This window comes from Pantoea sp. X-Soil-TKNS-1211, assembly GCF_059730495.1.
The window spans coordinates 2,734,604-2,759,629 of the sequence record NZ_AP035953.1 but is presented as its reverse complement, the minus strand read 5'-3'; the positions used below and the strand labels follow the sequence as shown (position 1 = coordinate 2,759,629).

23 protein-coding genes are annotated in these 25,026 nt (G+C 58.0%); 21 read left to right on the top strand and 2 right to left on the bottom strand.

What is annotated here, in order from left to right:
• Positions 1 to 59: 59 nt before the first annotated feature.
• The 10 genes from AC6I8W_RS13175 (at position 60) to AC6I8W_RS13130 (ending at position 12,598) form a co-directional block, all read left to right on the top strand.
• The gene (locus tag AC6I8W_RS13175) at positions 60 to 1,391 is read left to right on the top strand and encodes an NAD(P)/FAD-dependent oxidoreductase (RefSeq protein ID WP_497835373.1); all 1,332 of its coding nucleotides are present in this window, start codon (positions 60 to 62) and stop codon (positions 1,389 to 1,391) included.
• A 9-nt stretch (positions 1,392 to 1,400) separates the two neighbouring features.
• Positions 1,401 to 2,249 carry a GNAT family N-acetyltransferase gene (locus tag AC6I8W_RS13170; RefSeq protein WP_497835372.1) on the top strand — a complete coding sequence of 283 codons (849 nt, stop codon included), beginning with the start codon at positions 1,401 to 1,403 and terminating at the stop codon, positions 2,247 to 2,249.
• Positions 2,249 to 3,175, top strand: a complete 927-nt coding sequence (locus AC6I8W_RS13165; protein WP_497835371.1) for a 2-hydroxyacid dehydrogenase — start codon at positions 2,249 to 2,251, stop codon at positions 3,173 to 3,175. The genes AC6I8W_RS13170 and AC6I8W_RS13165 overlap by 1 nt, the downstream gene beginning before the upstream one ends.
• 7 nt (positions 3,176 to 3,182) lie before the next feature.
• Positions 3,183 to 4,316: a M20 aminoacylase family protein gene (locus tag AC6I8W_RS13160; RefSeq protein WP_497838186.1), complete on the top strand. Its 1,134-nt coding sequence runs from the start codon at positions 3,183 to 3,185 to the stop codon at positions 4,314 to 4,316.
• Between the two features lie 113 nt (positions 4,317 to 4,429).
• Positions 4,430 to 5,746, top strand: coding sequence for a 4-aminobutyrate--2-oxoglutarate transaminase (gene gabT, locus AC6I8W_RS13155; RefSeq protein ID WP_497835370.1), 1,317 nt, complete (start codon positions 4,430 to 4,432; stop codon positions 5,744 to 5,746).
• A 141-nt stretch (positions 5,747 to 5,887) separates the two neighbouring features.
• A complete protein-coding gene (locus AC6I8W_RS13150; RefSeq protein ID WP_497835369.1) occupies positions 5,888 to 6,400 on the top strand; it encodes an Lrp/AsnC family transcriptional regulator in 513 nt (170 codons plus the stop codon).
• 775 nt (positions 6,401 to 7,175) lie between these two features.
• Positions 7,176 to 7,622: a GNAT family N-acetyltransferase gene (locus AC6I8W_RS13145; protein WP_497835368.1), complete on the top strand. Its 447-nt coding sequence runs from the start codon at positions 7,176 to 7,178 to the stop codon at positions 7,620 to 7,622.
• A 15-nt stretch (positions 7,623 to 7,637) separates the two neighbouring features.
• Positions 7,638 to 9,683: a hydantoinase/oxoprolinase family protein gene (locus AC6I8W_RS13140; RefSeq protein WP_497835367.1), complete on the top strand. Its 2,046-nt coding sequence runs from the start codon at positions 7,638 to 7,640 to the stop codon at positions 9,681 to 9,683.
• Position 9,684: 1 nt separating this feature from the next.
• Entirely contained in the window at positions 9,685 to 11,652 is a 1,968-nt protein-coding gene (locus tag AC6I8W_RS13135; RefSeq protein ID WP_497835366.1) for a hydantoinase B/oxoprolinase family protein, read from the top strand.
• A 103-nt stretch (positions 11,653 to 11,755) separates the two neighbouring features.
• Positions 11,756 to 12,598, top strand: a complete 843-nt coding sequence (locus AC6I8W_RS13130; RefSeq protein WP_497835365.1) for an oxidoreductase — start codon at positions 11,756 to 11,758, stop codon at positions 12,596 to 12,598.
• Positions 12,599 to 12,706: 108 nt separating this feature from the next.
• Here the strand turns inward: AC6I8W_RS13130 and AC6I8W_RS13125 are convergent, their stop codons facing one another.
• Together AC6I8W_RS13125 and AC6I8W_RS13120 are read right to left on the bottom strand one after the other, a co-directional pair.
• Positions 12,707 to 13,147, bottom strand: coding sequence for a transposase (locus AC6I8W_RS13125; protein ID WP_497835364.1), 441 nt, complete (start codon positions 13,145 to 13,147; stop codon positions 12,707 to 12,709).
• Between the two features lie 202 nt (positions 13,148 to 13,349).
• Positions 13,350 to 15,506 carry a putative bifunctional diguanylate cyclase/phosphodiesterase gene (locus tag AC6I8W_RS13120; RefSeq protein ID WP_497835363.1) on the bottom strand — a complete coding sequence of 719 codons (2,157 nt, stop codon included), beginning with the start codon at positions 15,504 to 15,506 and terminating at the stop codon, positions 13,350 to 13,352.
• A gap of 310 nt (positions 15,507 to 15,816) precedes the next feature.
• Here AC6I8W_RS13120 and phnF point away from each other — a divergent pair, with 310 nt between their 5' ends.
• The 11 genes from phnF to phnD all read left to right on the top strand — a co-directional run bounded on the left by phnF (position 15,817) and on the right by phnD (position 24,916).
• Positions 15,817 to 16,530, top strand: coding sequence for a phosphonate metabolism transcriptional regulator PhnF (phnF, locus tag AC6I8W_RS13115; RefSeq protein ID WP_497835362.1), 714 nt, complete (start codon positions 15,817 to 15,819; stop codon positions 16,528 to 16,530).
• Positions 16,530 to 16,976, top strand: a complete 447-nt coding sequence (gene phnG, locus AC6I8W_RS13110) for a phosphonate C-P lyase system protein PhnG (protein ID WP_497835361.1) — start codon at positions 16,530 to 16,532, stop codon at positions 16,974 to 16,976. Before phnF ends, phnG begins: the two co-directional genes overlap by 1 nt.
• Complete coding sequence (gene phnH / locus AC6I8W_RS13105) at positions 16,976 to 17,551, top strand: phosphonate C-P lyase system protein PhnH (RefSeq protein WP_480364371.1); 576 nt, start codon at positions 16,976 to 16,978, stop codon at positions 17,549 to 17,551. Before phnG ends, phnH begins: the two co-directional genes overlap by 1 nt.
• A complete protein-coding gene (locus tag AC6I8W_RS13100) occupies positions 17,551 to 18,627 on the top strand; it encodes a carbon-phosphorus lyase complex subunit (protein WP_497835360.1) in 1,077 nt (358 codons plus the stop codon). The genes phnH and AC6I8W_RS13100 overlap by 1 nt, the downstream gene beginning before the upstream one ends.
• Positions 18,620 to 19,468, top strand: coding sequence for an alpha-D-ribose 1-methylphosphonate 5-phosphate C-P-lyase PhnJ (locus AC6I8W_RS13095; protein WP_497838185.1), 849 nt, complete (start codon positions 18,620 to 18,622; stop codon positions 19,466 to 19,468). Before AC6I8W_RS13100 ends, AC6I8W_RS13095 begins: the two co-directional genes overlap by 8 nt.
• Entirely contained in the window at positions 19,458 to 20,219 is a 762-nt protein-coding gene (gene phnK, locus AC6I8W_RS13090) for a phosphonate C-P lyase system protein PhnK (protein WP_497835359.1), read from the top strand. The genes AC6I8W_RS13095 and phnK overlap by 11 nt, the downstream gene beginning before the upstream one ends.
• Before the next feature lie 14 nt (positions 20,220 to 20,233).
• On the top strand, positions 20,234 to 20,938 hold the full coding sequence (gene phnL, locus AC6I8W_RS13085) for a phosphonate C-P lyase system protein PhnL (protein WP_497835358.1): 705 nt from the start codon (positions 20,234 to 20,236) through the stop codon (positions 20,936 to 20,938).
• A complete protein-coding gene (gene phnM, locus AC6I8W_RS13080; RefSeq protein WP_497835357.1) occupies positions 20,935 to 22,071 on the top strand; it encodes an alpha-D-ribose 1-methylphosphonate 5-triphosphate diphosphatase in 1,137 nt (378 codons plus the stop codon). The genes phnL and phnM overlap by 4 nt, the downstream gene beginning before the upstream one ends.
• Complete coding sequence (gene phnN, locus AC6I8W_RS13075) at positions 22,071 to 22,595, top strand: ribose 1,5-bisphosphokinase (RefSeq protein WP_497835356.1); 525 nt, start codon at positions 22,071 to 22,073, stop codon at positions 22,593 to 22,595. Before phnM ends, phnN begins: the two co-directional genes overlap by 1 nt.
• A gap of 546 nt (positions 22,596 to 23,141) precedes the next feature.
• On the top strand, positions 23,142 to 23,960 hold the full coding sequence (phnC, locus tag AC6I8W_RS13070) for a phosphonate ABC transporter ATP-binding protein (RefSeq protein WP_497835355.1): 819 nt from the start codon (positions 23,142 to 23,144) through the stop codon (positions 23,958 to 23,960).
• Positions 23,961 to 23,986: 26 nt separating this feature from the next.
• Positions 23,987 to 24,916 (top strand): phosphonate ABC transporter substrate-binding protein, encoded by a 930-nt coding sequence (phnD, locus tag AC6I8W_RS13065; protein ID WP_497835354.1) that lies wholly within the window; start codon positions 23,987 to 23,989, stop codon positions 24,914 to 24,916.
• Positions 24,917 to 25,026 lie beyond the last annotated feature (110 nt).

The window sequence follows — 25,026 nt, the reverse complement described above, 5'->3', positions numbered from 1 at the left end:
GCGATTTATCGCGCGGTTACGAATGGCAGAAAAATTTAATTCATTGAGGTAGCAACGTTATGCCTGCGCCGATTCGTTATGTACAGGACAGTGCAAATTTCCCTGAGTCCGCCGATGTGGTGGTGATCGGTGCCGGTATTGCCGGTTCTGCCGCCATCTGGGAGCTGGCAAAGCAGGGTTTAAAAGTGGTGTTGGTGGAAAAGGGGCTGGTCGGTGCCGAGCAGTCCAGCCGTAACTGGGGCTGGTGCCGCCAGCAGAACCGTGACGAGCGCGAGCTTCCGCTAATTATCTATGCTCTGCAACGCTGGGGTGAACTCAATGCGGAAACCGGTGAAGAACTCGGTTTCCGCCGTAGCGGCCTGGTGTACGCCACCCGCAACGAAGACGATATCGCTGCCTGGGAGAAATGGGGCCAGATGGCGAAGCACTATGGCGTGCGTAGCGATATGCTCAGCGCCGAACAGGCCAAAGCGATGACGCCGGGCAGCACCACGAACTGGCTGGGCGGCGTTTCATCGCCGACCGATGGCCATGCCGAGCCACGTCTGGCTTCTGCCGGGCTGGTGATGGGTGCCCAGCGTCTCGGTGCGCTGGTGTTTCAGCAATGCGCGGTACGCGGGCTGGATATTTCAGGGGGGGTGGTGAGTGGTGTCTGGACCGAGCGTGGCTTGATCAAAACCAGTCGGGTGATTTGTGCCGCCGGGGCCTGGACCTCGATGTTCTGCCGTCGTCACGGTATCGACCTGCCACTGGGCAACGTGATCGGCACGGCTTTCCGTACCCAGCCGATTGAGCAGGCCATCGCCATGCCGTTATATACCCCCGGCTTCGCTTGTCGTCCGCAAATCGACGGCAGCTACACGGTCTCGGTCTCGGGTCGTGGTCGTCTGGAACCCGGCGCGCAGGGTGTTCGCTATGCACGTCAGTTCTATCCGACCTTCAAAAGTCGCCGTAAAAACCTTAAATTCAACTTGAGCTTCAAACCGTTCCTGACCGGCCCGGAAGCGCTGGGGAGCTGGGAATTCGATCGCCAATCACCGTTTGAACAGGTACGCATTCTGGATCCGGCGGCGGATGCCAGCCTGGTGCAGGAAGGGTTGGCGGCGATGCGCAAAGAGTACCCGGCACTGGCTAACCTGAAGCTGGCACAAGCCTGGGGCGGTATGATTGACAGTACGCCGGATGCCATTCCGGTGATCTCCACGGTGGCGAAACTGCCGGGACTGGTGCTGTCGGCGGGCTACAGCGCACACGGTTTTGGTATTGGTCCGGGGGCCGGTCGGCTGGCCGCCGATCTTGCCACTGACACAACACCGGTGGTGGATCCGACCCCTTATCGCTATTCCCGTCTGGTTGATGGCAGCGGTCTTGACGCGCCAGGCATGATGTAAGGAGCACACATGAGTATCACATTACGCGCGATGAAAGCAGACGACGTCGAACAGGGCTTTGCCATGACGCAACACCTTAAGTGGCCGCACCGCCGTGAGGATTGGTTGCAGGCGGTGACGTTGGGTGAAGGCGTGGTCGCCGAAGAGAATGGCGCATACCTTGGCAGCGCCATTGGCTGGCGCTGGGGCGAGCAAGCCGCCACTATCGGTCTGGTGATCGTTAACGACCAGTTCCAGGGGCGTGGCGTCGGCAAGCAACTGATGCTGGCGTTGCTGGAAAAATTCCCTGGCTGTAACGTGCGGCTGCATGCCACCGAAATGGGTAAAGGATTGTACGCCAAACTGGGTTTCAACGTAACCGGCCATATCCAGCAGCACCAGACGCGTGCGCTGGCCGCTGTCCCGCCGGTCCACATCCCGGCCGGGCTGACGCTGCGTAATGCGACACCCGCCGATGCGGATCTGCTGACCGAACTGGATCAGCAGGCGCATGGCATGTGGCGTCCCCGTGTGATCGACACTTTGATTGCCGACCATCAGACAGTGATCTTGCAGGATGCACAGCAGGGTATTCACGGTTTTGCCAGCCTGCGTCGCTTTGGTCATGGCTGGGCGATTGGCCCGGTGATTGCGCTGAACCTGCCGGTGGCACAGGCACTGGTATCAGCGCTGATGCAGGGGTTAAGCGGGGAGTTTGTGCGCATCGATACCGACGGCGCACAGCCGCTGGCCGCCTGGCTGGAGACACTGGGATTGGCGCAAGTCGACGCACCTACCACGATGGTACGGGGAACGCCGTGGTCACCGCAGGTCGGTGGCATGCAGGCGTTTGGGTTGATGACCCAGGCGATGGCCTGATGCATATCGCCTACAAATCTGATCCGGTGCGCGGCGCGCACTGGCAACGCTGGCTGGCGCAACATGCGCCAGATATTCAGCTGCATATCTGGCCGGACATCGGTGACGCTGAAAAGGTGGAGGTGTTGGTGGCCTGGCAGCCGCCAGACGATGTGATGGCGACCTTTCCTAACCTGCAAGCGTTGATGTCGGTCGGGGCCGGGGCGGACCAGTTCGACCTCAGCAAGCTACCACCAGATTTGCCGGTGGTGCGGATGATCGAACCCGGCCTGACGCAGGGCATGATCGAGTACGTCACCTTTGCCGTGCTGGGCCTGCATCGCGACATGCCGCGTTATTTTCAGCAGCAGCGCGAGCAGCTGTGGCAAACCCATCGCATCTATACGGCGGGCGAACGCCGCGTCGGGGTGATGGGCCTCGGTGAACTGGGTCAGGCATCGCTGAAACAGCTGGTTTCGCTCGGCTTCAATTGCGCGGGCTGGAGCCGTACTCCGCGTGACATCGATGGCGTACGCTGCTGGCACGGCAGCGAGCAACTGGCGGAGTTCCTCGCCTGGAGCGACATTCTGGTGTGCCTGCTGCCGCTCACCGACAACACGCGTGGGTTGCTGAATGCCGAACTCTTTGCCCAACTGCCCACCGGCGCGGCGCTGGTACAGGTAGGACGCGGACCACAACTCAACGATGACCATCTGCTGGCCGCGCTGGCGAGTGGTCAGCTCAGCGCGGCGGTGATTGACGTGACCGATCCCGAGCCGCTGCCAGCCGGACATCCGTTCTGGCACCATCCAGCTATCTGGCTGACACCACACATCGCCAGCCAGACGCAAACCGACAGCGCCGTGGCGGCGTTGCTGGAGAATCTGCGCCGCTATCAGCGCGGCGAACCGATGGTCGGTGTGATCGATCGCAACCGGGGATATTGAGATGCAACTGGAACAATTAGTCGCACTGCGACGGGATCTGCACGCCCATCCCGAGCTGGGATACAAGGAAACACGTACCAGCGATATCGTGGCACAGCGACTGGCGGAGCAGGGTATTGAGGTGCATCGCGGCCTCGGCGGCACCGGCGTGGTAGGGGTATTGAAACGCGGATCGGGGGCACAGGTGATTGGCCTGCGTGCCGATATGGATGCGCTGCCGATGCAGGATAACGGCAGCCAACCGTGGAAAAGTACCCATGATGGCATCTGCCACGCCTGTGGCCACGATGGACACACGGTGATGCTGCTGGGTGCCGCCATCCAACTGGCACAACAGCAGGATTTCGACGGCACGCTGGTGTTTATCTTCCAGCCTGCGGAAGAGGGACTGGCGGGTGCGAAAGCGATGATCGACGACGGCCTGTTCAGCCGCTTTCCCTGTGATGCGGTCTATGCGCTACACAACTGGCCGGAACTGCCGCTGGGTGAGGTGCAAACCCGTCCGGGGCCGATCATGGCGGCGGCAGACCGTTTCGATATCACCGTTAAAGGTGGCGGCGGCCATGCTGCACAGCCGCACCTGACGCGTGACACCCTGCTGGCGACCAGCGAGTTGGTGGTGGCGCTCAACACCCTGGTGGCGCGTGCACTGGATCCTTGTGAACCGGCGCTACTCAGTGTGACGCGGATGCAGGGTGGCTTCTCGCACAACATGATTCCGGCGGAAGCCAGCATTACTGGCACGGTACGTACCTTCAGTCCGGCGGCGCAGGACATAATCGAAGCACGGCTGCGCGCAATGGCGCAGCACGTCACCGCTGCACACGGTTTGCAGGCCGAGGTCAACTACCTGCGTTATTACCCGGCTACCGTGAACAGCGCGCCCGAAGCGCAGCTGGCATTGGCGGCGGTGCAGCAGGCCGGGATGACAGCACATGAGGCGAGACAACCGGCGCTTACCTCGGAAGATTTTGCCTTTATGTTGCAGGCAAAACCAGGTGCCTATCTGTGGATTGGCTCTGCGCCGAGCCAACCGCTGCACCATTCTGCTTACGACTTTAATGATGCGCTGATTCCGTATGGCATCCAGGCGTTGACCGCCATTGCCCGCCATGCACTGGGTGCAGAATTTCCCTGCTGAATGGCAGACGATTTTGACAGGAAATGCCGCTGCCCCGGCAATTACGGCAGCGTGAGAAACCAACGGGTTGCGATACTTGAGCCAACAGAACGTTACGTGGATGAGGGTTAAAAATGCAGAATGTCATGGCGGAACAGCAAACATATTCCGATAACAGCCTGTTACTGGATGCGCGTGAGCAGCATGTGCCGCGTGGCGTGGTCACCGCACATCCGCTGGTGATCGAGCGGGCGAAAGGGAGCGAGGTATGGGACGTCGAGGGCAATCGCTACCTCGATTTCGTTGGCGGTATCGGCGTGCTGAACGTCGGCCATAACCATCCGGCAGTGGTCAATGCGGTCACTAAGCAGCTGGGTCTGGTTTCGCATGCCTGTTTTCAGGTGGTGGCGTATCCAGGCTATATCGAACTGGCGCAGCGTCTGAATCAACTGGTGGGCAATGGTCAGCCGTTCAAAAGCGTGTTTTTCACCAGTGGTGCGGAAGCGGTAGAAAATGCGGTGAAAATCGCCCGTGCGCATACGCAACGCTCCGGCATCATCGCCTTTGATGGAGCATTTCATGGCCGTACCTTGCTGGGTTGTACCCTAACCGGCATGAGCCAGCCATATAAACAGAATTTCGGTCCTTTCCCCGGCGAGGTGTATCGCCTGCCGTTCCCGAACGCGTTCTACGGTGTTAGCGATGAAGATTGCCTGAAAGCACTGGATCAGCTGTTCGCGGTGCAGATTGCGCCGGAACGTGTGGCCGCGATTATCATTGAACCGGTGCAGGGTGATGGCGGTTTCCTGCCAGCGGGTGCCAACTTTATGCAGGCGCTGCGTCGTGTCACCGAAAAACACGGCATTTTGTTGATCTGTGATGAAGTCCAGACCGGCTTTGGTCGCACCGGCAAAATGTTCGCTTTCCAGCATTCCGGCATTACCCCAGACTTGATCACCGTGGCGAAAAGCCTCGGCGGCGGCTTACCGATTTCCGGTGTGGTGGGGAAAGCGGCGATTATGGATGCGCCGTTACCGGGCGGGCTGGGCGGCACCTATGGCGGCAATGCGCTGGGCTGCGCGGCGGCGCTGGCGGTGCTCGACCTGATGGAAAATGACAACCTGCTGGCGCGCAGTAATCAGCTGGGCGAAAAACTCAATGCGCACCTGCATCAACTGGCGGAAAAATACGCCTGCATTGGTGACGTGCGTGGGGTGGGCTTTATGCAGGCGGTGGAAATCATCGACTTTGAAACCAAACGTCCTGACGCGGCGATGACGCAGAAAATCCTCGATTGCGCCTGCCAGGAAGGATTGCTGTTAATTAAATGTGGTCTGCACCGCAGCACCATCCGTTTCCTGGCACCGCTGGTCACCACCGATTCACAGCTGGAAGAAGCGTTGCATATCTTTGATATCGCGCTGGCACGCGCCAGTGGCCGACTCGGATAAATTCGGCTTCCTCATTGATATTGCTGGAATTATTCACAGGTTCCCCGAAAAATGTGGTGTGCGTCAGTGCTGGCGCAGCCACATTAAAGCGTGATATACCATCGGGATAACCTGCACGGTTGGTCAACAATGAGGGGTGCTATGAACGGCTTAATGAAACTCGACCGCATCGATATCAATATCCTGGTGCAACTACAAAAAGATGGCCGTATCAGCAACGTCAATCTGGCCGACGCCGTTGGACTTTCACCCAGCCCTTGCCTGCAACGGGTGAAACGTCTGGAGCAGGCGGGGTTTATCACTGGTTATGAAGCACACATCAATCTCACCAAAATCACTGATTCGGTAACGGTGTTCACCGAAGTCACCCTGTCTGGTCATCGCCGTGAAGATTTTATGAAGTTTGAAAACGCCGTGCGCGATGTTGACGAACTGATGGAGTGCCACCTGATTACCGGCGGTTACGACTATTTGCTGCGCTTTATTACCCGCAGCATTGAACATTACCAGGAAGTGATTGAGAAGATGCTGGATGCGCAGATCGGCATCGATAAGTACTTCAGTTATATCGTGATTAAATCACCGATTATGAAAAGCAACGTGCCGTTAAGGTCGCTGATTGCTAAGCAGAATTCGGTGGAATTTGGGGTGTAATTTCGCTTTATGGCGGATGGTGTTTGGATCGAGGTGGTTTCGTTCGCCATAAGCTGATGTAGTTTCAGCTCGCCGGTGCGGCGACCGAGCAAAGGGTGCCTGGCCGCACCCTTTGCAATCCCGGGCCTCGCGCCAGCCTCCCTCGCCGCTGCGCGGTGCCTTCGCTCATTCACGCTGCCGACGGACCGGCGTCGATTCGCTCCTGCTCAACGCCGCCTTTCCCCGCATCCATGCGGCTCATCCTGGCAGCATTCATTCGCTCAGCGAGTCCGGATGGCGCCCCACCCTCGCTGCACGCCTTTTACTAATCTGTTTTTTTCTTTTCGCTTTTATTTTTTGTTTTTTGTTTTTTCTGCGGTCTTGCAGACGGTGGGGTGGGCGGCATCCACAGCGCCGGGCGCAGAGGGAAGGCCAGGCCGAGCCGCATGGATGCGGCGAGAGAGCGGAATGAGCCATGGATGGCGAATCCGCGCGTGCCGTGAGGCCTGAGTGATAAGCGAGGGGACAGCGCTATGCGCTGCGCGAGGACGCCGCAGGGCGCGGATTGCAAAGGTCCGCGCCCTCGGACCTTTGCCCGTCCGCCTGCACGTTGCAGCTGAAACTACCTGATGTCTGGCGGCCGAAACCTTCTCAGAGCCAGGCCGCTGCGCCCCACAGCATAAAATTTCCCCACCGCCCAAAATTCCCTTTATCTTAGCTGTTCAGGCTCTTGCTTCAGCCGCTACGCTTGCCCGTACGCCCTTACACTCAATTTATCCCTTTACAAGGAGTTGCCATGACCGCCTTAACCATCCCTGATCAGCTGTGGCAGCGCGATGACTTCATTATCTCCACCGAACGTCAGCGCCTTGATGTTGACTGGATTCATTATCAACTGGCCGAACGTTCTTACTGGGCCAAAGGTCAGCCGCGTGCCAAAACCGAGCGCGCAATCAACGGATCGCTGCCCTTTGGTTTGTACCAGCAGAACCAGCAAATCGGTTTTGGCCGGCTGATCACCGATTACACCCGTTTTGGTTGGCTGTGTGATGTGATCATCGATGAAAACTGGCGTGGTCACGGTCTTGGCAGCTGGCTGGCGACCTGTGTACGGGAACATCCTGAGTTACAAACTGTGCACCGCTGGATGCTTTCTACCAATGATGCCCATCAGCTGTATCAGCGCCTGGGCTGGCGCGTGGTGCAGGACCCTCACAAGCTGATGGAATTTCCTCTCTCCTGATAACGGATAAAAACCATGTACCGTGTTGGCGTAGATATTGGCGGATCTTTCACTGATTTTGCCGTCCTGAATGAGCAAACCAATCAGATCCATACTCTAAAAGTACTCTCCAGACCCGATCAGCCCGGCAGCGAGATTCTCACCGGGCTGGCGCAGTTGGATCAGCGTGATGGTATCGCGCCAGCACAGATTGATTACTTTACACACGGCACTACGGTGGGCATCAACGCGGTGATCCAGCGACGCGGGGTCAAACTGGCGCTGTTCGCCACCGAAGGTTTTTGCGATGTGCTGGAACTGGCGCGGCTGAAGATTCCACATATTCACGATCTGTTCTCACGCCGACCGGCACCACTGATTTCCCGTGACCGGGTGTTTGCCATCCAAGAACGTACCGACCGCCACGGAGAGGTGTTGCAGGCGGTGGATCGCCAAAGCGTGCTGGATGCGATTGCCGGGGCAAAAGCGGCGGGTTGTCAGGGAATTGTGGTGGCGTTGCTGCACAGCTATCGCAACCGCCATAATGAAGCCGCAGTCAAAGCCATCATCAATCAACAGGCACCGGAACTGCTGACCTCCTGCTCGGCCGATATCTGGCCGATTATCCGCGAGTATGAACGTACTATCACCGCCACCATCAATGCCTATGTGCAGCCAATGGTGATCAACTACCTCGAATCGTTTGAACGGGCGCTGAAAACCATGGGCGTAGTGCCACCGCCGCGCATTACCAAATCCAACGGTGGGGTGATGGGTGTGGAGCAGGCGAAAAGCGAGTGCGTGCAGATGGTGCTGTCCGGCACCGCCTCCGGGGTGATCGGTGCCAGTTTTCTCGCCAGCGCCTGTGGCTTCGATAAAATCCTCAGTCTGGATATCGGCGGCACCAGCGCGGATGTGGCGGTGATTATCGATGGCCAGGTGGCGCAGGGCAACGGTGAAATCATCGGTGATTTTCCCATCTATATCCCGTCCGTGGCGGTGACATCGGTGGGACAGGGCGGCGGTTCGCTGGCATGGATCGATAATCAAGGGGTGCTGCAAATGGGACCGGACAGCGCCGGTTCGCTGCCGGGACCGGTGTGTTTCCAGCGTGGCGGTACGCAACCGACCGCTACCGATGCCTTTGCCGCTTGCGGCATGATCGGCCACGGTGCGTTGGGCTATAACGCAGTGCAAGTTGATGTCGCTGCGGCGCGCGCAGCGTGGCAGCCGCTGGCGGATCAGCTCGATATTTCGGTGGAGGAGACGGCGGAAACCGCCATCGAACTGGCGATCTCCAGCATGTACAGCGATACCAGCGGTTTGTTGTCGCGTTTTGGTCTCGACCCGCGTGAATTCTGGTTCCTCGCGTTTGGCGGTGCTGGCCCGATGATGGGTTGTTTTCTGGCGCGTGAATTGAATATGAAAGGGGTCATCGTGCCGCCGACTCCGGGTGTGTTATCGGCGCTGGGCGGGCTGGTGGCGGATATCCGTAACGACTTTATCCGCACACTCTACAGCGATCTCGATAGCACGCTGGCTTCTACCCTGGCAACCGAAGCAGAGGCGTTGAGTCAGCGCGCACGCGGCTGGCTCAGTGAGCAACACGGAGCCGGGATGCCATTCACCTTGCACTACAGTGCGGACATGCGCTATCGCGGGCAGTCGTTCGAAATTGAAGTGGCGCTGGAGGAATCCTGGCTGGCGCAGGCCAACGTCAATGCGCTGCATGATGCCTTTGACCGTCAGCATCAGCAGCTGTTTGGTCATTGCGATGCCAGCGCCCCGGTGCAGATTATTAACCTGCGCCTGGTGATCGCCTCGCCGACGCCCAAGCCGACGCTGAATCGTCTGTCTCCTGCCGAGGGGCCGGTAGAGGTAGCGAAGCAGGTCAGTGCCTGGATCGATGGCGCACTACATCAGGTTGATGTGGTTCTGCGTGCCAGTCTGGGGGCGGGGCATCAACTGTCTGGCCCGGTGATTATCGCGCAGGACGATTGCACCACCTGCGTGCCGCCGCAGATGCAAGTGCGGGTGGATGAATTTGGTAACTTACTGATTACCCCGTTGGAGGTGAACTAAGATGGCGATTGACGGACGTAACCTGCAAATCCTCGCTAACTACTGCGCAGCAGCGGCCGATGCGATGGCGTTCACCCTGATGCGCACCGCACACTCCACCTTTGTGAAAGAAACCGAAGATTTCTCCTGCCAGATCGTCAGCCGGGATGGACTGGCGTTTGCCTCACCACGCAGCTTCGGCGCGCCCTGGTACAGCGGTATTGATTACGCCCCGGTGTTGGCATTGATCGATCACTACGACGAAGGGGATATCTGCATCACCAACGACTCCTATGCCGGTAACGTGGCGACACATTCGCCAGATATCCATATCTGGAAACCGGTGTTTCATCAGGAGGAAATTGTCTGTTTTGTCGTCGGCCATATTCACAACACCGACGTCGGCGGAGCTGTACCCGCGTCGCTGTCGCGTTCATTGACTGAGATCGTGCAGGAAGGCATCCGTATTCCACCGCTGAAAATCGTACGCAATGGCGAACTGAATGAAGAAGTGGCGCGCATTATGCGCCTGAACGTGCGTGTGCCAGATCAAAACTGGGGTGACTTCAAAGCGCAACTCGCCTCGGTCAACGTCGGTGAGCGCAAAATTCACGAGATTATTGCCCGCTTTGGTGTCGAGGATTTTCTGCAGGGCATTGACGGGATTCTCGATTACGCCGAACGTCAGGCGCGTAGCATTATCGCCACCATTCCCGACGGCGAATATTTTTATGCCGACTTTGCCGATGAGGACGGTGACGGGGGGGATCCGTGCCGCGTAGCCATCACCCTGCGTGTGCAGGGGGAGACGCTGGAACTGGATTACACCGGCAGCGATCCGCAGCTGGCCTCTTCGTTAAATATGCCTACCGGGGGACGTGAGCGTCACCCGCTGGCGCTGGTCGGCGTCACTTACGTGCTCTCTACGCTGGACCGTAACCTGCTGCTGAATGCCGGGACACTGCGCCCGACGCGCGCCATACTGCCGCCGGGGACGGTGATGAACTGTGAAGCCCCAGCAGCTGTGGGTATGCGTTCGCTGACCTGCGCGCTATCGCAGATCGCCACCATTGGTGTGTTTTCTCAGGCGATACCGGATCGCTTGCCAGCCAACTCGCCGGGTGGCAATTCAATTATGAATATCCGCACCAGCGATGGTTCGAATCGCAGTGTGGTTGCCTCGCTTGGCCCGGTGGGCGGCGGGGCGGGCGGCACCCCACGCCATGATGGCCCGGATGGTTCCGGCGGTTTATCCGCCTTCCTGAAAAATACCCCGATTGAAATCAACGAAGCGGAAGTGCCAATCCATTTCCATCGTTATGGCCTCACTCGCGACAGCGCCGGGGCCGGACGTTATCGCGGCGGCCTGGCGACCGAAATGGTGTTCGAGATTTTCGCGCCGGATACTTTGGTCACTGCGCGTAACCGCAACCGTTCGGTATTTGCCTCTGCGGGGGTATTGGGGGGGCTGCCTGGCGGTCTGTCCCATTTCCGCACCCTGCGCGAGGGTGAGGTGATTGAGCATGGCAACACCGATGTAATCCGTTGCCAGCCTGGTGACATTGTTGAAGTGCGTGGTCCGGGCGCGGGCGGTTATGGCCTGCCGGTGCAGCGTGATGAACAGGCGGTGCTCAACGATGTGCGTTGTGGGTTTGTCAGTCACGCGGCTGCTCGCTCCGCCTATGGCGTGGTAATCGTTGATGACCAGGTTGATGCGGCGGCTACCGCGCGGTTGCGCAGTGAAATGTGCCAGCAGCCGGTCAGTCACTTTGACCACGGTGCCGCGCGCGATGCCTTTGAAGCGCTGTGGACACCGGAACGTTATCAACTGTTAACCACATTCTTAGCGGCTGCGCCGGTTGGCTGGCGTCATTATCTTAAACAGCAGGTGTTCAAAGCGGTGGCGGCAGAGGGGGCAACGGACATCACGGCGCAGATGCACGCCATCTTTGCCGATTTGCGCCAGCGCTATCCGGCAATGAAGGCCTGATGGCGCACATCGCGCTAAAACCTTTATGGCGTTCCTGCCAGGCTTAGTCTCTTTGCCCGATGACATGGTCATCGGGCTTGGTTCATTTCAGGAGAGTCTCAGCATGGCAACAGCAAAAAATCCGGTATGGTTTATCTCCGGTTGCTCCACTGGCTTTGGTCGGGAACTGGCGCAGCAGGCGATTGCGCGTGGTTTCAATACCGTGGTGACCGCACGCGATCCGGCGAAAGTGCAGGATTTGGTCGAGGGCCACAGCAACGCGCTGGCGGTGGCGCTGGATGTGACGCAGCAGGCCAGCATTGATGCGGCGGTAAACAAGGCGCTGACAACCTTTGGCACTCTGGACGTTCTGGTGAATAACGCCGGTTATGGTTATCAAAGTTCGGTGGAAGAGGGGGAGGAGCAGGAAATCCGCGCGCAGTTTGATGCCAACGTATTTGGCCTGTTCGCTCTGACGCGCGCCGTTCTGCCGACGATGCGTAAAGCGCGTAGCGGCCATATCATCAACATTACCTCCGTGGCCGGATTTATCGGCTTTGCCAGCTCTGGTTACTACTCTGCCAGCAAACACGCGGTGGAAGGCTGGTCCGATTCACTGGCGCTGGAAACGGCCTCGTTGGGTATCAACGTCACCTGCGTTGAACCCGGACCGTTCCGCACCGACTGGGCGGGCCGTTCGCTGCATCAGACGCCGAGTAAGCTGCCGGAATACGCCGAAACTGCGGCGGCAAGGATGAAAGCTACCTCCGCATACAGCGGCACCCAGGCGGGTGACCCGGCACGTGCCGCCAGTGCGATGATCGCCATCACTGAAAACCCCAACCCGCCGCGCCATCTGGTAATGGGCGCCTGGGGTTATGATGCGGTAACCAATAAATTAAAAGAGCGACTGACGCAGATTGAGGCGTGGAAGCAGACGTCGATTGATACGGATTTCCCGCAGTAAATCGCGGTAAGACAAAACTGCGCGATAAATCGCGCCGCTACAGAACCCTGCGTTTTCCCGGTAGCGGCGCGATTTATCGCGCAATGTTTTGTAATTTATCGCGAAATATTATTGGTAATAACAGTCCAACTCCCAGCGCAACGGATTCTGTTCAATATATTGTCGAACATAAGATAATTCTCGCTCATCACGGATCACCCGTTCGAAAGAATTAAATTGCCAAATTTTCTGCCCGCAACGTCGGGACACGCCCGCTTTGTATAAACCTATAATGCGTGGCAGAGGAAAGATGATTTTTTCTTCCAGCCATAAAATACCATGTAGATGATTTGGCATCAGAATAAAACTATCCAGCGTTAACCCTGCTATGCGGGAGGACAAATGAAACCATTCCTGTACGGCAATTTTGCCAGCCTCGTTGTGTATCACTTGGTTTTGATTGATATAACCAAAGAGTGGGGAGCGTAAGCGGGTGACCAGCGTAATGAAATAGGCTCCCGGCGTGGTGTAGTCATAATGCGGTAAGCGTAGACTTTTTCGGCGTGACATGTTGATCTCCTTATTACGGGAGCATGCTGGCAGAAATAAACCGGTGCTGTATTTTTAGACTGAAATTTTGTGGAGCAGATTCCAGGAAATTTAATAAAGGTCGCGCGATAAATCGCGCCGCTACAGAACCCTGCGTTTTCCCCGTAGCGGCGCGATTTATCGCGCAATGTTTTGTGATTAATCGCGCAATGTTATGTCGGTCTTACACCATCCTTTCCAGTTCCTCAAACGGCACCGCCTGGCTAAACAAATAGCCCTGCAACTGATTACAGCCCGCGTCGGCGAGGGCACTCATCTGGCCTTCGGTTTCTACCCCTTCGGCAGTCACCATCAGCCCCATGGCATGGCCCAGCCGCACCACCGATTCAATAATTGCCGCTGAATTCTGCGCCACCCCTAGTGATTGAGTGAACGAACGGTCGATCTTGATTTTGTCGACCGGGAAAGTGCTGAGGTAATTGAGGCTGGAATAGCCCGTACCGAAATCATCCAGCGCAATGCGGAAACCGGCGTTGCGTAACGCGATGATGTTATTGCGCGCCTCATGTTCATCCTCAATCAGCACCCCTTCGGTAATTTCCAGCTCCAGCCGTTGGGGATCGGCGCCTTCGGATTGAACAATTTCAATCATGCGTTCAACAAAGCCGCTGGCGCGGAACTGCACCGGTGAGACATTAACCGCCACAATCAACTGCGGCAGGCGTAATGACGTTTTGCACGCTTCGCGCAACACCCATTCCCCTAACGGAATGATCAGCCCGGTCTCTTCAGCGATAGCGATAAACTCACCCGGCGGCACTTCACCACGCACCGGATGTTGCCAGCGCAGCAGTGCTTCGACACCATCAACATGCTGGCCACTGATCTCCATCAATGGCTGATACCACACCGCCAGACCATCAAAATGCAGCAACGCCTGACGCAGATCGGCAGCGATTTGCTGGCGGGTACGCAGCGACTCGTCCATCACCCGTTCAAACTGACGAAACTGACCGCGTCCACCATTTTTGGCTTCATACAGGGCGATATCGGCTTTGCGCATCAATTCCTGGCGATCCAGCCCATCCTTGGGGGCCAGCGCCAGTCCGATACTGGCACCAATCCACGCTTCGCTGCCAAACAACTGATAAGGCTCGCCCAGTGCACTGATGATGCGTTTTGCCAACGACTGGACCTGCCCGATATTTTCCACGTCCGGCATCACGATGATAAATTCGTCGCCACCGATACGTCCCACGGTATCACTGGCCCGCACAATGCTGGTTAAGCGATGTCCCACCTGAATAATCAACTCATCGCCGGCATGGTGACCATAGGTGTCATTGATGGTCTTGAAACGATCCAGATCGATCAGCAGCAACGCCACGCGGTGGTCATAGCGTGCGGCCATCGCCAGTGCCTGGGAAAGACGATCCTCTACCATCGAGCGATTTGGCAGACCGGTCAACACATCGTGAAACGCCAGATGTTGCGCCTGAGCCTCGCTGGCTCCCAGCCTGAGTAGCGACTGCGACAGACTCAACGACGAGGTCCAGATGCGTCGTACCATAAACAGACACACCAGGGTAATCATCACCACCGACAGTAAAGTGGACGGGCCGATAGTGCGTAACATCTGCGCACCGGGACGGTCCGGTTCCCAACTGATATACCCCACCGGGCCACCCTGCTGTGAGTTCAGCAGATAATGTGCTTTGCCAGTGGGCTGCGTGGTATCGCCGCTGAAATGCAGCTGCCGCAGTTGGCTGCGATTTGCCAGACCGTGCAGATAGCCGTCGTCGAGATATTTTACGCTGACCAGCCGGTAACGCCCCGGCTGATGGGCATCACCGCTGATATCACCCACCGCCAGCGAAGCCGCACGGTCACCAATACGCACAAAATCGGCCCGATCCCCAGGTTGGCTGGTGCGCATCAGCGAGTTGTTCAACACCGTCTGCACCTGAGGTTCGACATGACGATCCGGCACCAACTGGCCGTTGCGCCATACCTCCACTAACTGGTTATCGCGTCCCAGCACCAGTACCAGTTCATGGTCGAACATTTCGTATAACCAGCCACCGACATTCTCATCCAGCCAGCGCTGGTCAGGTTGGGTCAAATCCAACTGGTTGGCTAATGGCGCCCAGCGCGTCAGGCTGCGTAACTGACGCAGATGCTCTGCCAGGCTTTGTTCGAATGAGGCAGCAATCATACGTTGCTGCTGTTCCTGCGCTTCGTTATTGGTCAGTCGGGTGCCCCAGAACAGGCCCGCCCCGGCTCCGGCGAAGGTCAGCAACAGAATCGCCGATAATGGCAAAATCACTTCACGCACAAAATTGCGTCGGAAACCGTCTGACAGTTTGATTGTATTAATCATTTTAAAGGTCGCGTAACAAGGAGGGATCATGTTTAAGTTAGCAGAAGTCTGAAAAGCTGCATTGCGCAAGGAGATCGTTAATGCGGTGAAAATGGCAGAAAAATAGTGGAGTGCCATCACAAAGGAAACAGTTAAAATTTTTTTATTAAAATTCCCTCCGCCGCAGCCACTTTCTGCTGCCCAAAAGCAAATTCATCAGTACGTCACTGAGCCGTCACGGCTTTGTCATTTGCCTGGGTCAAGGTAATCGCCATCCCGCAGCGCCTCTTGCTGCGTATCCTCAACACTCGCCAGCGAGGTAATGATGGTGATGGAGATATCCAGACATCCGACCACTGTATATCAGGCAGTCGCCGCTCAACTGGAGCAGGCTTTGCAGCAACAATATCGCTGCGGTGATTATCTGCCTTCCGAACAACAGCTGGCCGCGCATTACGAAGTAAACCGTCACACCCTGCGTCGCGCGGTGGACGAACTGGTGAATAAAGGGTTGCTGCAACGACGTCATGGCGTGGGCATCCTGGTGCTGATGCGTCCTTACGACTACCCGCTGCATGCACAGGCACGTTTCAGTCAGAACCTGCTGGAACAGGGCAGTCATCCCACCAGTGAACGTCTGCTGGCGGTGCTGCGTCCGGCCAGCCACGATGTGGCGACGGCACTGGGCGTCAATGAAGGCGACAACGTAATCCATCTGCGCACCCTGCGTCGCGTCAATGGCGTGCCGGTCTGCGTGATAAACCACTACTTATCCGAACTGAGCTGGTGGCCCGCATTACAACAGTTCCACAGCGGTTCGCTGCATGACCATCTGCAACAGCAGCTCGGCCTGCAACTGACCCGTTCACAAACCCGTATCAGCACCCGCCGTGCACAGGCTAAAGAGTGTCAGCAGTTGGAGATTGCCTTGCAGTCTCCGGTGTTGTGCGTACGCACCCTGAACAAAAACAGCGACGGTCAGGTGGCGGAGTACTCCGTCAGCCTGACGCGTGGCGACATGATTGAACTGACTCTGGAGCATTAATGAAACAACCAACAGCTCGCCAGAACTGGCTCTCGGTGCTGTCCCACAGCGATGCCAGCGTGCTGGAAGCTCACTGGCAGCCACTGCGGCTTGCCCCGAGTTTTGAGCGCGTGCGTCCGGCAGAAACCGGTCTGACCCGTGTGCAGGCACGGATGGGCGGCAGCGGCAAACGCTTCGTGATGGGGGATGCCACGGTAACCCGCGCGGTAGTGAAACTGCACGACGGCACCCTGGGTTTCAGCTATGTACTGGGACGTGACAAAGCTCATGCCGAGCGCTGCGCACTGATTGATGCCTTATTACAGCAGCCCGAAACCCAGGCGCTGATTGAAGAAAAAGTGATTGCCCCGCTGGCGGCCCTGCGTGAAGAACAGCGTCAGCTGCGCGCACGTGAAATCGCCAGCTCTAAAGTAGATTTCTTTACGCTGGTTCGCGGAGATAACTGATGACATTACTGGCAAGTTTTAACCACCCAGTGGCCGATGCGCAGCGCGCATTCCGTCGCATTCTGAAAGCGATGAGTGAGCCGGGCGTGATGGTGGCGTTACCGCTAACGCAGGGCTGGGGCGATCTGTCACCGGCGGCGACGGCCGTGCTGCTGACGTTGGTCGACCAGGAAAGTGCCTTGTGGCTGGATGGCACGGTAGATAACGAACTGCTGCGTAATAACCTGCGTTTTCATACCGGCGTGCCGATTGTCAGCGAGCGTGATGCGCCTTTTGCCCTGACCCATGCCAGCGCCAACCCCGATCCAGCGTATTTTGCCGCCGGTGACAACCTGTCACCCGAAAAAAGCACCACGTTGATTGTGGAAGTCCCGGCGTTGAACGGTGGCCTGACGCTGCGTCTCTCCGGTCCTGGCCTGCGTGAATCACGGGCCATTGCGCCGCAATTGCCGGAAGCGATTTTGCATTACCTGCGCGAACGTCCACATCCGTTCCCGCAGGGCGTCGATCTGATCTTCACCTGCGGCGAAACGATGATGGCGCTGCCGCGTACTACCGACGTGGAGGTGTGCTGATGTACGTGGCGGTGAAAGGGGGCGAGAAGGCAATCGCCAGCGCCCATGAACTGCAGGCCGATCTGCGCCGTGGCGACCGCGCACTGGCAGAGCTGCATTGTGACCAACTGGCCGAACAGCTCGGTCTGGCGGTGGATCGCGTGATGACTGAAGGCGGCATCTACGATCCACAACTGGCGGCACTGGCGATCAAACAGGCCAGCGGTGATTTGGTGGAAGCGATTTTCCTGCTGCGTGCCTATCGCACCACGCTGCCCCGGCTCGCCGACAGCCTGGCGCTGGCTACCGACGCCATGCGTATCGAACGCCGCATCTCGGCGGTGTACAAAGATTTGCCCGGCGGCCAGGTGCTCGGCCCGACCTATGATTACAGCCACCGTCTGCTGGATTTCACCCTGCTGGCGAATGGCGAAACCCCAACGGTACCGCGTGACGATCAGGCGTTACCGCAGCATTGCCCGCATATGTTCAGCATGATGACCGCCGAAGGGCTGGCTGCACGGGAAGAAGACGACGGCAGCGAGCCGTGCGATATCACCCGCGAACCCCCGGCATTCCCGGCATCACGTGCGGCCCGCTTGCAACAACTGGTGCGCGGTGATGAAGGCTTCCTGCTGGCGCTGGGTTATTCGACCCAGCGTGGTTATGGACGCAACCATCCGTTTGCCGGTGAAATTCGCACCGGTTATCTCAGCATCTCCATCTGCCCGGAAGAACTCGGTTTCGAGATTGAGATCGGTGAAATCCTGCTGACCGAATGCGAGATGGTTAACGGTTTTACCACCCAGGGCGATAGCGCACCGCATTTCACCCGTGGTTATGGTCTGGTGTTTGGCCGTGCCGAGCGCAAAGCGATGGCGATGGCACTGGTGGATCGGGCGCTGCAAACCCGTGAGTACCAGGAGCGCATCACCAGCCCGGCGCAGGACGAAGAGTTTGTGCTGGCCCATGCCGACAACGTCGAAGCAGCGGGCTTTGTCTCGCACCTGAAGTTGCCGCACTACGTCGATTTCCAGGCGGAGCTGGAGTTGCTCAAACGGCTGCGCCAACAACATCAGGAGCAGAATGATGAGTGAATTGAGCGGCTATAACAGCGGCTATCTGGATGAGCAGACTAAACGCACCATCCGTCGTGCCATCCTGAAAGCGGTGGCGATCCCCGGTTATCAGGTGCCGTTCGCCGGACGTGAAATGCCAATGCCCTACGGCTGGGGCACGGGCGGTATCCAGATCACCGCCAGCATCATCGGCGATCAGGATGTACTGAAGGTGATTGACCAGGGCGCAGACGATACCACCAATGCCGTGTCAATTCGTCGCTTCTTTCAGCGCGTTAGCGGTGCCACCACCACCGAGCGCACCCATGATGCCACGCTGATCCAGACGCGCCACCGCATTCCGGAAACACCGCTGGAGGAAGACCAGATCCTGATTTTCCAGGTGCCGATCCCGGAACCACTGCGCTTTATCGAACCGCGTGAAACCGAGACCCGTACCATGCATGCGCTGGAGGAGTACGGCATCATGCAGGTGAAACTGTATGAGGATATCGCCCGCTACGGTCATATCGCCACCACCTACGCCTACCCGGTGAAGGTCAATGATCGCTACGTGATGGACCCGTCGCCGATCCCCAAATTCGACAACCCGAAGATGCACAGGATGCCGGCACTGCAACTGTTTGGTGCCGGGCGTGAGAAACGCATCTATGCGCTGCCGCCGTATACCAAAGTGGAAAGCCTCGACTTCGACGATCATCCGTTCAGCGTACAACAGTGGGATCAACCCTGCGCACTATGCGGTTCACGCCACAGCTATCTCGATGAAGTGGTGATGGATGACGCCGGTACGCGCATGTTTGTTTGCTCAGATACCGATTTTTGCCACCAGCAGCAGGAACAACAGCATGCACAGTGAACAGCCGCTGCTTGCGGTCAATAACCTTACCCACCTCTACGCACCCGGCAAAGGGTTTGAAGAGGTGAGTTTTGAGCTTTATCCCGGCGAAGTGCTGGGCATTGTGGGCGAATCCGGTTCCGGTAAAACCACGCTGCTGCGCAGCTTGTCAGCCCGTCTGGCACCGCAGCAGGGCAATATTCTCTATCGCGATCAGGATCTTTATCAGCTAAGTGAAAGCGATCGACGTCGCCTGTTGCGCACCGAATGGGGGGTGGTACATCAGCATCCGCTTGATGGCCTGCGTCCACAGGTGACGGCTGGTGGCAACATCGGCGAGCGGCTGATGGCAGTCGGCCAGCGCCACTACGGCAACATTCGTGCGGAAGCGATACGCTGGTTGCAGGATGTGGAGATCCCGGCCAACCGTATTGACGATCTGCCGACCACGTTTTCCGGTGGGATGCAGCAACGTTTGCAGATTGCACGCAATCTGGTCACACAACCGACACTGGTGTTTATGGATGAACCCACCGGCGGGCTGGATGTATCGGTGCAGGCGCGCCTGCTCGATCTGCTGCGCACCCTGGTGCGTGAACTCAATCTGGCGGTGGTGATCGTCACCCATGATCTCGGCGTGGCGCGATTGCTGGCGCATCGCCTGTTGGTGATGAAACAGGGCAGGGTGGTGGAGAACGGCCTCACCGATCGGGTGCTGGACGATCCGCATCATCCTTATACCCAACTGCTGGTCTCTTCGGTGCTCAATTAATGGCGGGGTCAACCATGAATACGCAACTGCGCGTGGAGAAGCTGTGTAAGACCTTTGTGCTGCACAACCAGAGCGGTGTGGCATTGCCGGTGTTGCATGATGCCAACCTCGAGGTCAACGCGGGAGAATGTGTGGTGCTGCATGGCCGTTCCGGCAGCGGCAAATCAACGCTACTACGCGCGCTGTATGGCAACTATCAGGCCAACAGCGGCCATATCTGGCTGCAACATGCCGGGGAGTGGATCGATATGGCGCAGGCCCCGGCGCGCCAGATTCTTGCCATTCGTCGCGATACCGTCGGCTGGGTCAGCCAGTTTTTGCGTGTCATCCCGCGTGTGCCGACGCTGGAGATCGTGATGCAGCCGCTGCTGGAGCGCGGCGTGGAACGCGCGTTTTGCGAGAAGCGCGCCAAAGAGTTGCTGACACGGCTTAACGTGCCACAACGCTTGTGGTCGCTGGCACCGTCCACCTTTTCCGGCGGGGAGCAGCAACGCGTCAATATCGCACGCGGCTTTATCGCTGACTATCCGGTACTGCTGCTGGATGAGCCGACTGCCTCGCTGGATAGTGCCAATAGCGCGGCGGTGGTGGAACTGATTGAACAGGCACGCGCGCGTGGCGCGGCCATCGTGGGGATTTTTCATGACGAAGCGGTGCGCGCACGCGTGGCCGATCGCTTGCACGTCATGCAGCCGGTACAAACAGGAGCAGAAGCATGATCGTTAATAACGTCCGACTGGTGCTGGAAGATGAAGTGGTGGCCGGATCACTGGAGATCCGCGAGGGCCGTATCGCCAGCTTTAGCGACAGTAACAGCCAGCAACCCGGTGCGCTGGATGGCGAGCAGGCGTATCTGCTGCCGGGGCTGGTGGAGCTGCATACCGACAATCTCGACAAATTCTTTACGCCCCGCCCGAAAGTGGACTGGCCAGCGCACTCGGCGATGAGTAGCCACGACGCGTTAATGGTCGCCAGCGGCATCACCACGGTGCTGGATGCGATTGGCGTTGGCGATGTGCGTGACGGTGGGCATCGTCTCGATAATCTCAACAAAATGATCGATGCCATCCGTGACAGCAACCGCAAAGGGCTGAATCGGGTGGATCATCAGCTGCATCTGCGCTGCGAACTGCCTTATCACACCACCTTGTCGCTGTTTGAAGCGCTGGTCAGCACGCCAGAGTTGTCGTTGGTGTCATTAATGGATCACTCACCGGGTCAGCGCCAGTATGCATCGCTGGAGAAGTACCGTGATTACTATCAGGGCAAATATCAGCTGAATGACCAGCAGATGGATGAGTTTGAGCGCGAACAACTGGCGCTGGCGGCCGAGTGGTCACAGCCGAACCGCAACGCGATTGCCGCCATGTGCCGGGCGCGTGGTATCCCGATTGCCAGCCATGACGATGCCACTGCCGCGCATGTTACCGAGTCACATGAGGTGGGTAGCGCTATCGCTGAGTTCCCCACCACGCTGGAAGCAGCGGCGGCCTCGCGTGCCTGTGGTATGCAGGTATTAATGGGCGCGCCCAATATCGTGCGGGGTGGATCGCACTCCGGCAACGTGGCGGCCTGGGAACTGGCGAGTGCCGGTTTACTGGATATTCTCTCCTCCGATTACTACCCGGCCAGCCTGTTGGATGCGGTGTTCCGTTTAGTGGCAGATGAACGCAACACGCTGGAACTGCCGCAGGCGATGGCGCTGGTGACGCGTAATCCAGCGCGTGCCATTGGCCTGCGCGATCGCGGCATCATCGCTGAGGGACTGCGTGCCGATCTGGTGCTGGCGCATACCGACCACGGCCACCCGCATATCCGTCATGTCTGGTCGCAGGGCAGGTTGGTGTTCTGATGGCGCGCCTGATCTGGCTGACCGGGCCATCCGGCTCGGGCAAAGACAGTCTGCTCAACGCACTGCGCGAAGCGCCGCCAGAGCGACTGGTGATCGCCCATCGCTACATTACCCGTCCGGCAGATGCGGGTGGGGAAAACCATGTGGCGCTGAGCGAGGCGGAATTTCGGCGACGTGACGCGTTCGGGTTGTTCGCCCTGAGCTGGCAGGCGCACGGGCTGTTGTACGGCCTCGGCACGGAAATCGACCTGTGGCTGGATCGTGGGCTGAACGTGCTGGTCAACGGTTCGCGTCTGCATCTGCCGGTGGCGCAGCAACGCTACGGCAGCCAGTTGCTGCCGCTGGTGTTGCAGGTGTCACCCGAGGTTCTGGCGGCGCGTTTGCGTCAGCGGGGGCGTGAAAGCGAGGCGGAGATTGCGCGTCGGCTGGCGCGCGCGGCTGAACCCTTGCCCGCGCATAGCTTCCCGTTGAATAACGATGGGGCGCTGGCGGAGACGCTTTCTCAGCTACGTGAGTGGTTGTAGCGGCGCGATTTATCGCGCGTGTTTTTTGCACCGAGGCGGTTTTGTTCGCCTTGGGCTGACGTTTTGGCACTGAGGTGGTTTCGTTCGCCTTGGGCTGATGTAGTTTCAGTTCGCCGGTGCGGCGACCGAGCAGAGGGCGCCTGGCCGCGCCCTCTGCACTCCCCGGCCTCGCGCCAGCCTCTCTCGCCGCTTCGCGGTCCCTTCGCTCATTCACGCTGCCGACGGACCGGCGTCGATTCGCTCCTGCTCAACGCCGCCTTTCGCGGCATCCGCAGCGCCGAGCGCAGAGGGAAGGCCAGGCCGAGCCGCATGGATGCGGCGAGAGAGCGGATTGTTAAGGCCCGCGCCTTCGGGCCTTAACCCGTCCGCCTGCTCGTTGCAGCTGAAACTACCTAATGCCTGGCGGGCGGAACCTTCTCAGAATTAAACCGCTGCCGCGGGCAGAACTCTGCTGTCACCGTTTGATCATTTCCCTGTCATCAAGCCTTCATCCCCTTTGGCCGTAATAAGCGGGCAATTCACACCTCAGATGAAACGGAGCGGAATATGGCACAGGCACTACTGAAGACCGTGATCGACAATCCTTATGTTCCGCACATTCAGCAGGGCAACAAGGTGTTGTCGGTGCAGGGACTGTGCAAGGCATACGGTGAAAATCGCGTGCTGGATGATGTCAGTTTCGATCTGCATGCGGGGGAACTGGTAGCGGTGATTGGCCGCTCTGGCGCAGGCAAATCGACATTGTTACATATGCTGAATGGCACCATCAACGCATCCGAAGGGGCGATTATTAGCGCGGAACAACGCGATGTGGTGCAACTCAACAGCCGTCAAATGCGTGAATGGCGCAGCGAATGCGGCATGATCTTTCAGGACTTTTGCCTGGTGCCACGTCTCGATGTATTAACCAACGTGCTGCTCGGTCGCCTCAGCCAGACCTCAACGCTGAAATCCTTCTTCAAAGTGTTTTCCGAAACTGACCGCGCGCAGGCGATCGAGCTGTTGCAGTGGATGAACATGCTGCCGCAGGCGCTGCAACGCGCTGAGAACCTGTCTGGCGGCCAGATGCAGCGTGTGGCGATCTGTCGTGCGCTGATGCAGAACCCGAAAATTCTGCTGGCCGATGAGCCGGTGGCGTCACTCGACCCTAAAAACACCAAACGCATCATGGACGTATTGCGCCAGGTCAGCGAGCAAGGCATCAGCGTGATGGTGAACCTGCACTCGATTGAACTGGTGAAAAACTACTGCACCCGCGTGATCGGTATCCAGCGCGGCAAAGTGCTGTTTGACGGACATCCTTCTCAGTTGACCGACAGTCTGCTGCACGAGCTGTACGGCGACGAAATTAACCAGCTCCACTAACTCCCACGGCAAGAGAATAACCACCAATGAAACTGACTTCTTTAGCTTTACTGACTGGCGCTCTGATGGCTTTTGGCGTTAACGCAGCGGATGCACCAAAACAGCTTAACCTCGGGATTCTGGGCGGTCAGAACGCCACCCAGCAGATTGGCGACAACCAGTGCGTGAAAACCTTCTTCGACAAAGAACTGAACGTCGATACGCAACTGCGTAACTCATCTGACTATTCAGGCGTGATTCAGGGACTGCTGGGCAACAAGATTGACCTGGTACTGAGCATGTCGCCAGCCTCTTACGCTTCGGTCTACCTGCAAAACCCGAAAGCGGTGGATATTGTCGGGATCGTGGTGGACGACAAAGACGGTTCCAAAGGTTACCACTCGGTGGTGATCGTTAAGGCTGACAGCCCGTATAAAAAGCTGGAAGACCTGAAAGGCAAATCGTTCGGCATGGCGGATCCGGATTCAACCTCCGGTTTCCTGATGCCAAACCAGGCGTTTAAGAAAGAGTTCGGCGGCACGGTTGATGACAAATATAAAGGTACGTTCTCTAACGTCACGTTCTCTGGCGGTCACGAGCAGGACATCCTCGGCGTGCTGAATGGTCAGTTCGACGGTGCTGTGACCTGGACCTCGCTGGTGGGTGACTACAACAGCGGTTACACCTCGGGTGCCTTTGGGCGTCTGATCCGTATGGACCACCCGGACCTGATGAAGCAAATTCGCATCATCTGGCAGTCGCCGCTGATCCCGAATGGCCCGATCCTGGTGAGTAACAATCTGCCCGCTGACTTTAAACAGAAAGTGGTGGATACCATCAAGAAACTGGATAAAGAAGATCATAGTTGCTTTGTTAAAGCGGTGGGCGGTGAGCAGCATATTGGCGCAGCGACCGTAGCGGATTATCAGAACATTATCGATATGAAGCGTGATTTGATGAAGGGCAGTCGCGGGTAACGCTTCTTCTGCGCGATAAATCGTGCCGCTACGAAATCGGTGCACCCTGCCGTAGCGGCGCAATTCATTGCGCCACCGTCATGGCACGTATTCCAACCACAGGACCTCCC

Excerpts from the sequence above, each read along its gene's own strand:
- AC6I8W_RS13175 (WP_497835373.1), top strand. The coding sequence starts at position 60 with ATGCCTGCGCCGATTCGTTATGTACAGGACAGTGCAAATTTCCCTGAG.
- AC6I8W_RS13170 (WP_497835372.1), top strand. The coding sequence starts at position 1,401 with ATGAGTATCACATTACGCGCGATGAAAGCAGACGACGTCGAACAGGGC.
- AC6I8W_RS13165 (WP_497835371.1), top strand. The coding sequence starts at position 2,249 with ATGCATATCGCCTACAAATCTGATCCGGTGCGCGGCGCGCACTGGCAA.
- gabT (WP_497835370.1), top strand. The coding sequence starts at position 4,430 with ATGCAGAATGTCATGGCGGAACAGCAAACATATTCCGATAACAGCCTG.
- AC6I8W_RS13150 (WP_497835369.1), top strand. The coding sequence starts at position 5,888 with ATGAACGGCTTAATGAAACTCGACCGCATCGATATCAATATCCTGGTG.
- AC6I8W_RS13145 (WP_497835368.1), top strand. The coding sequence starts at position 7,176 with ATGACCGCCTTAACCATCCCTGATCAGCTGTGGCAGCGCGATGACTTC.
- AC6I8W_RS13140 (WP_497835367.1), top strand. The coding sequence starts at position 7,638 with ATGTACCGTGTTGGCGTAGATATTGGCGGATCTTTCACTGATTTTGCC.
- AC6I8W_RS13135 (WP_497835366.1), top strand. The coding sequence starts at position 9,685 with ATGGCGATTGACGGACGTAACCTGCAAATCCTCGCTAACTACTGCGCA.
- AC6I8W_RS13130 (WP_497835365.1), top strand. The coding sequence starts at position 11,756 with ATGGCAACAGCAAAAAATCCGGTATGGTTTATCTCCGGTTGCTCCACT.
- AC6I8W_RS13125 (WP_497835364.1), bottom strand. The coding sequence starts at position 13,147 with ATGTCACGCCGAAAAAGTCTACGCTTACCGCATTATGACTACACCACG.
- AC6I8W_RS13120 (WP_497835363.1), bottom strand. The coding sequence starts at position 15,506 with ATGATTAATACAATCAAACTGTCAGACGGTTTCCGACGCAATTTTGTG.
- phnF (WP_497835362.1), top strand. The coding sequence starts at position 15,817 with ATGGAGATATCCAGACATCCGACCACTGTATATCAGGCAGTCGCCGCT.
- phnG (WP_497835361.1), top strand. The coding sequence starts at position 16,530 with ATGAAACAACCAACAGCTCGCCAGAACTGGCTCTCGGTGCTGTCCCAC.
- phnH (WP_480364371.1), top strand. The coding sequence starts at position 16,976 with ATGACATTACTGGCAAGTTTTAACCACCCAGTGGCCGATGCGCAGCGC.
- AC6I8W_RS13100 (WP_497835360.1), top strand. The coding sequence starts at position 17,551 with ATGTACGTGGCGGTGAAAGGGGGCGAGAAGGCAATCGCCAGCGCCCAT.
- AC6I8W_RS13095 (WP_497838185.1), top strand. The coding sequence starts at position 18,620 with ATGAGTGAATTGAGCGGCTATAACAGCGGCTATCTGGATGAGCAGACT.
- phnK (WP_497835359.1), top strand. The coding sequence starts at position 19,458 with ATGCACAGTGAACAGCCGCTGCTTGCGGTCAATAACCTTACCCACCTC.
- phnL (WP_497835358.1), top strand. The coding sequence starts at position 20,234 with ATGAATACGCAACTGCGCGTGGAGAAGCTGTGTAAGACCTTTGTGCTG.
- phnM (WP_497835357.1), top strand. The coding sequence starts at position 20,935 with ATGATCGTTAATAACGTCCGACTGGTGCTGGAAGATGAAGTGGTGGCC.
- phnN (WP_497835356.1), top strand. The coding sequence starts at position 22,071 with ATGGCGCGCCTGATCTGGCTGACCGGGCCATCCGGCTCGGGCAAAGAC.
- phnC (WP_497835355.1), top strand. The coding sequence starts at position 23,142 with ATGGCACAGGCACTACTGAAGACCGTGATCGACAATCCTTATGTTCCG.
- phnD (WP_497835354.1), top strand. The coding sequence starts at position 23,987 with ATGAAACTGACTTCTTTAGCTTTACTGACTGGCGCTCTGATGGCTTTT.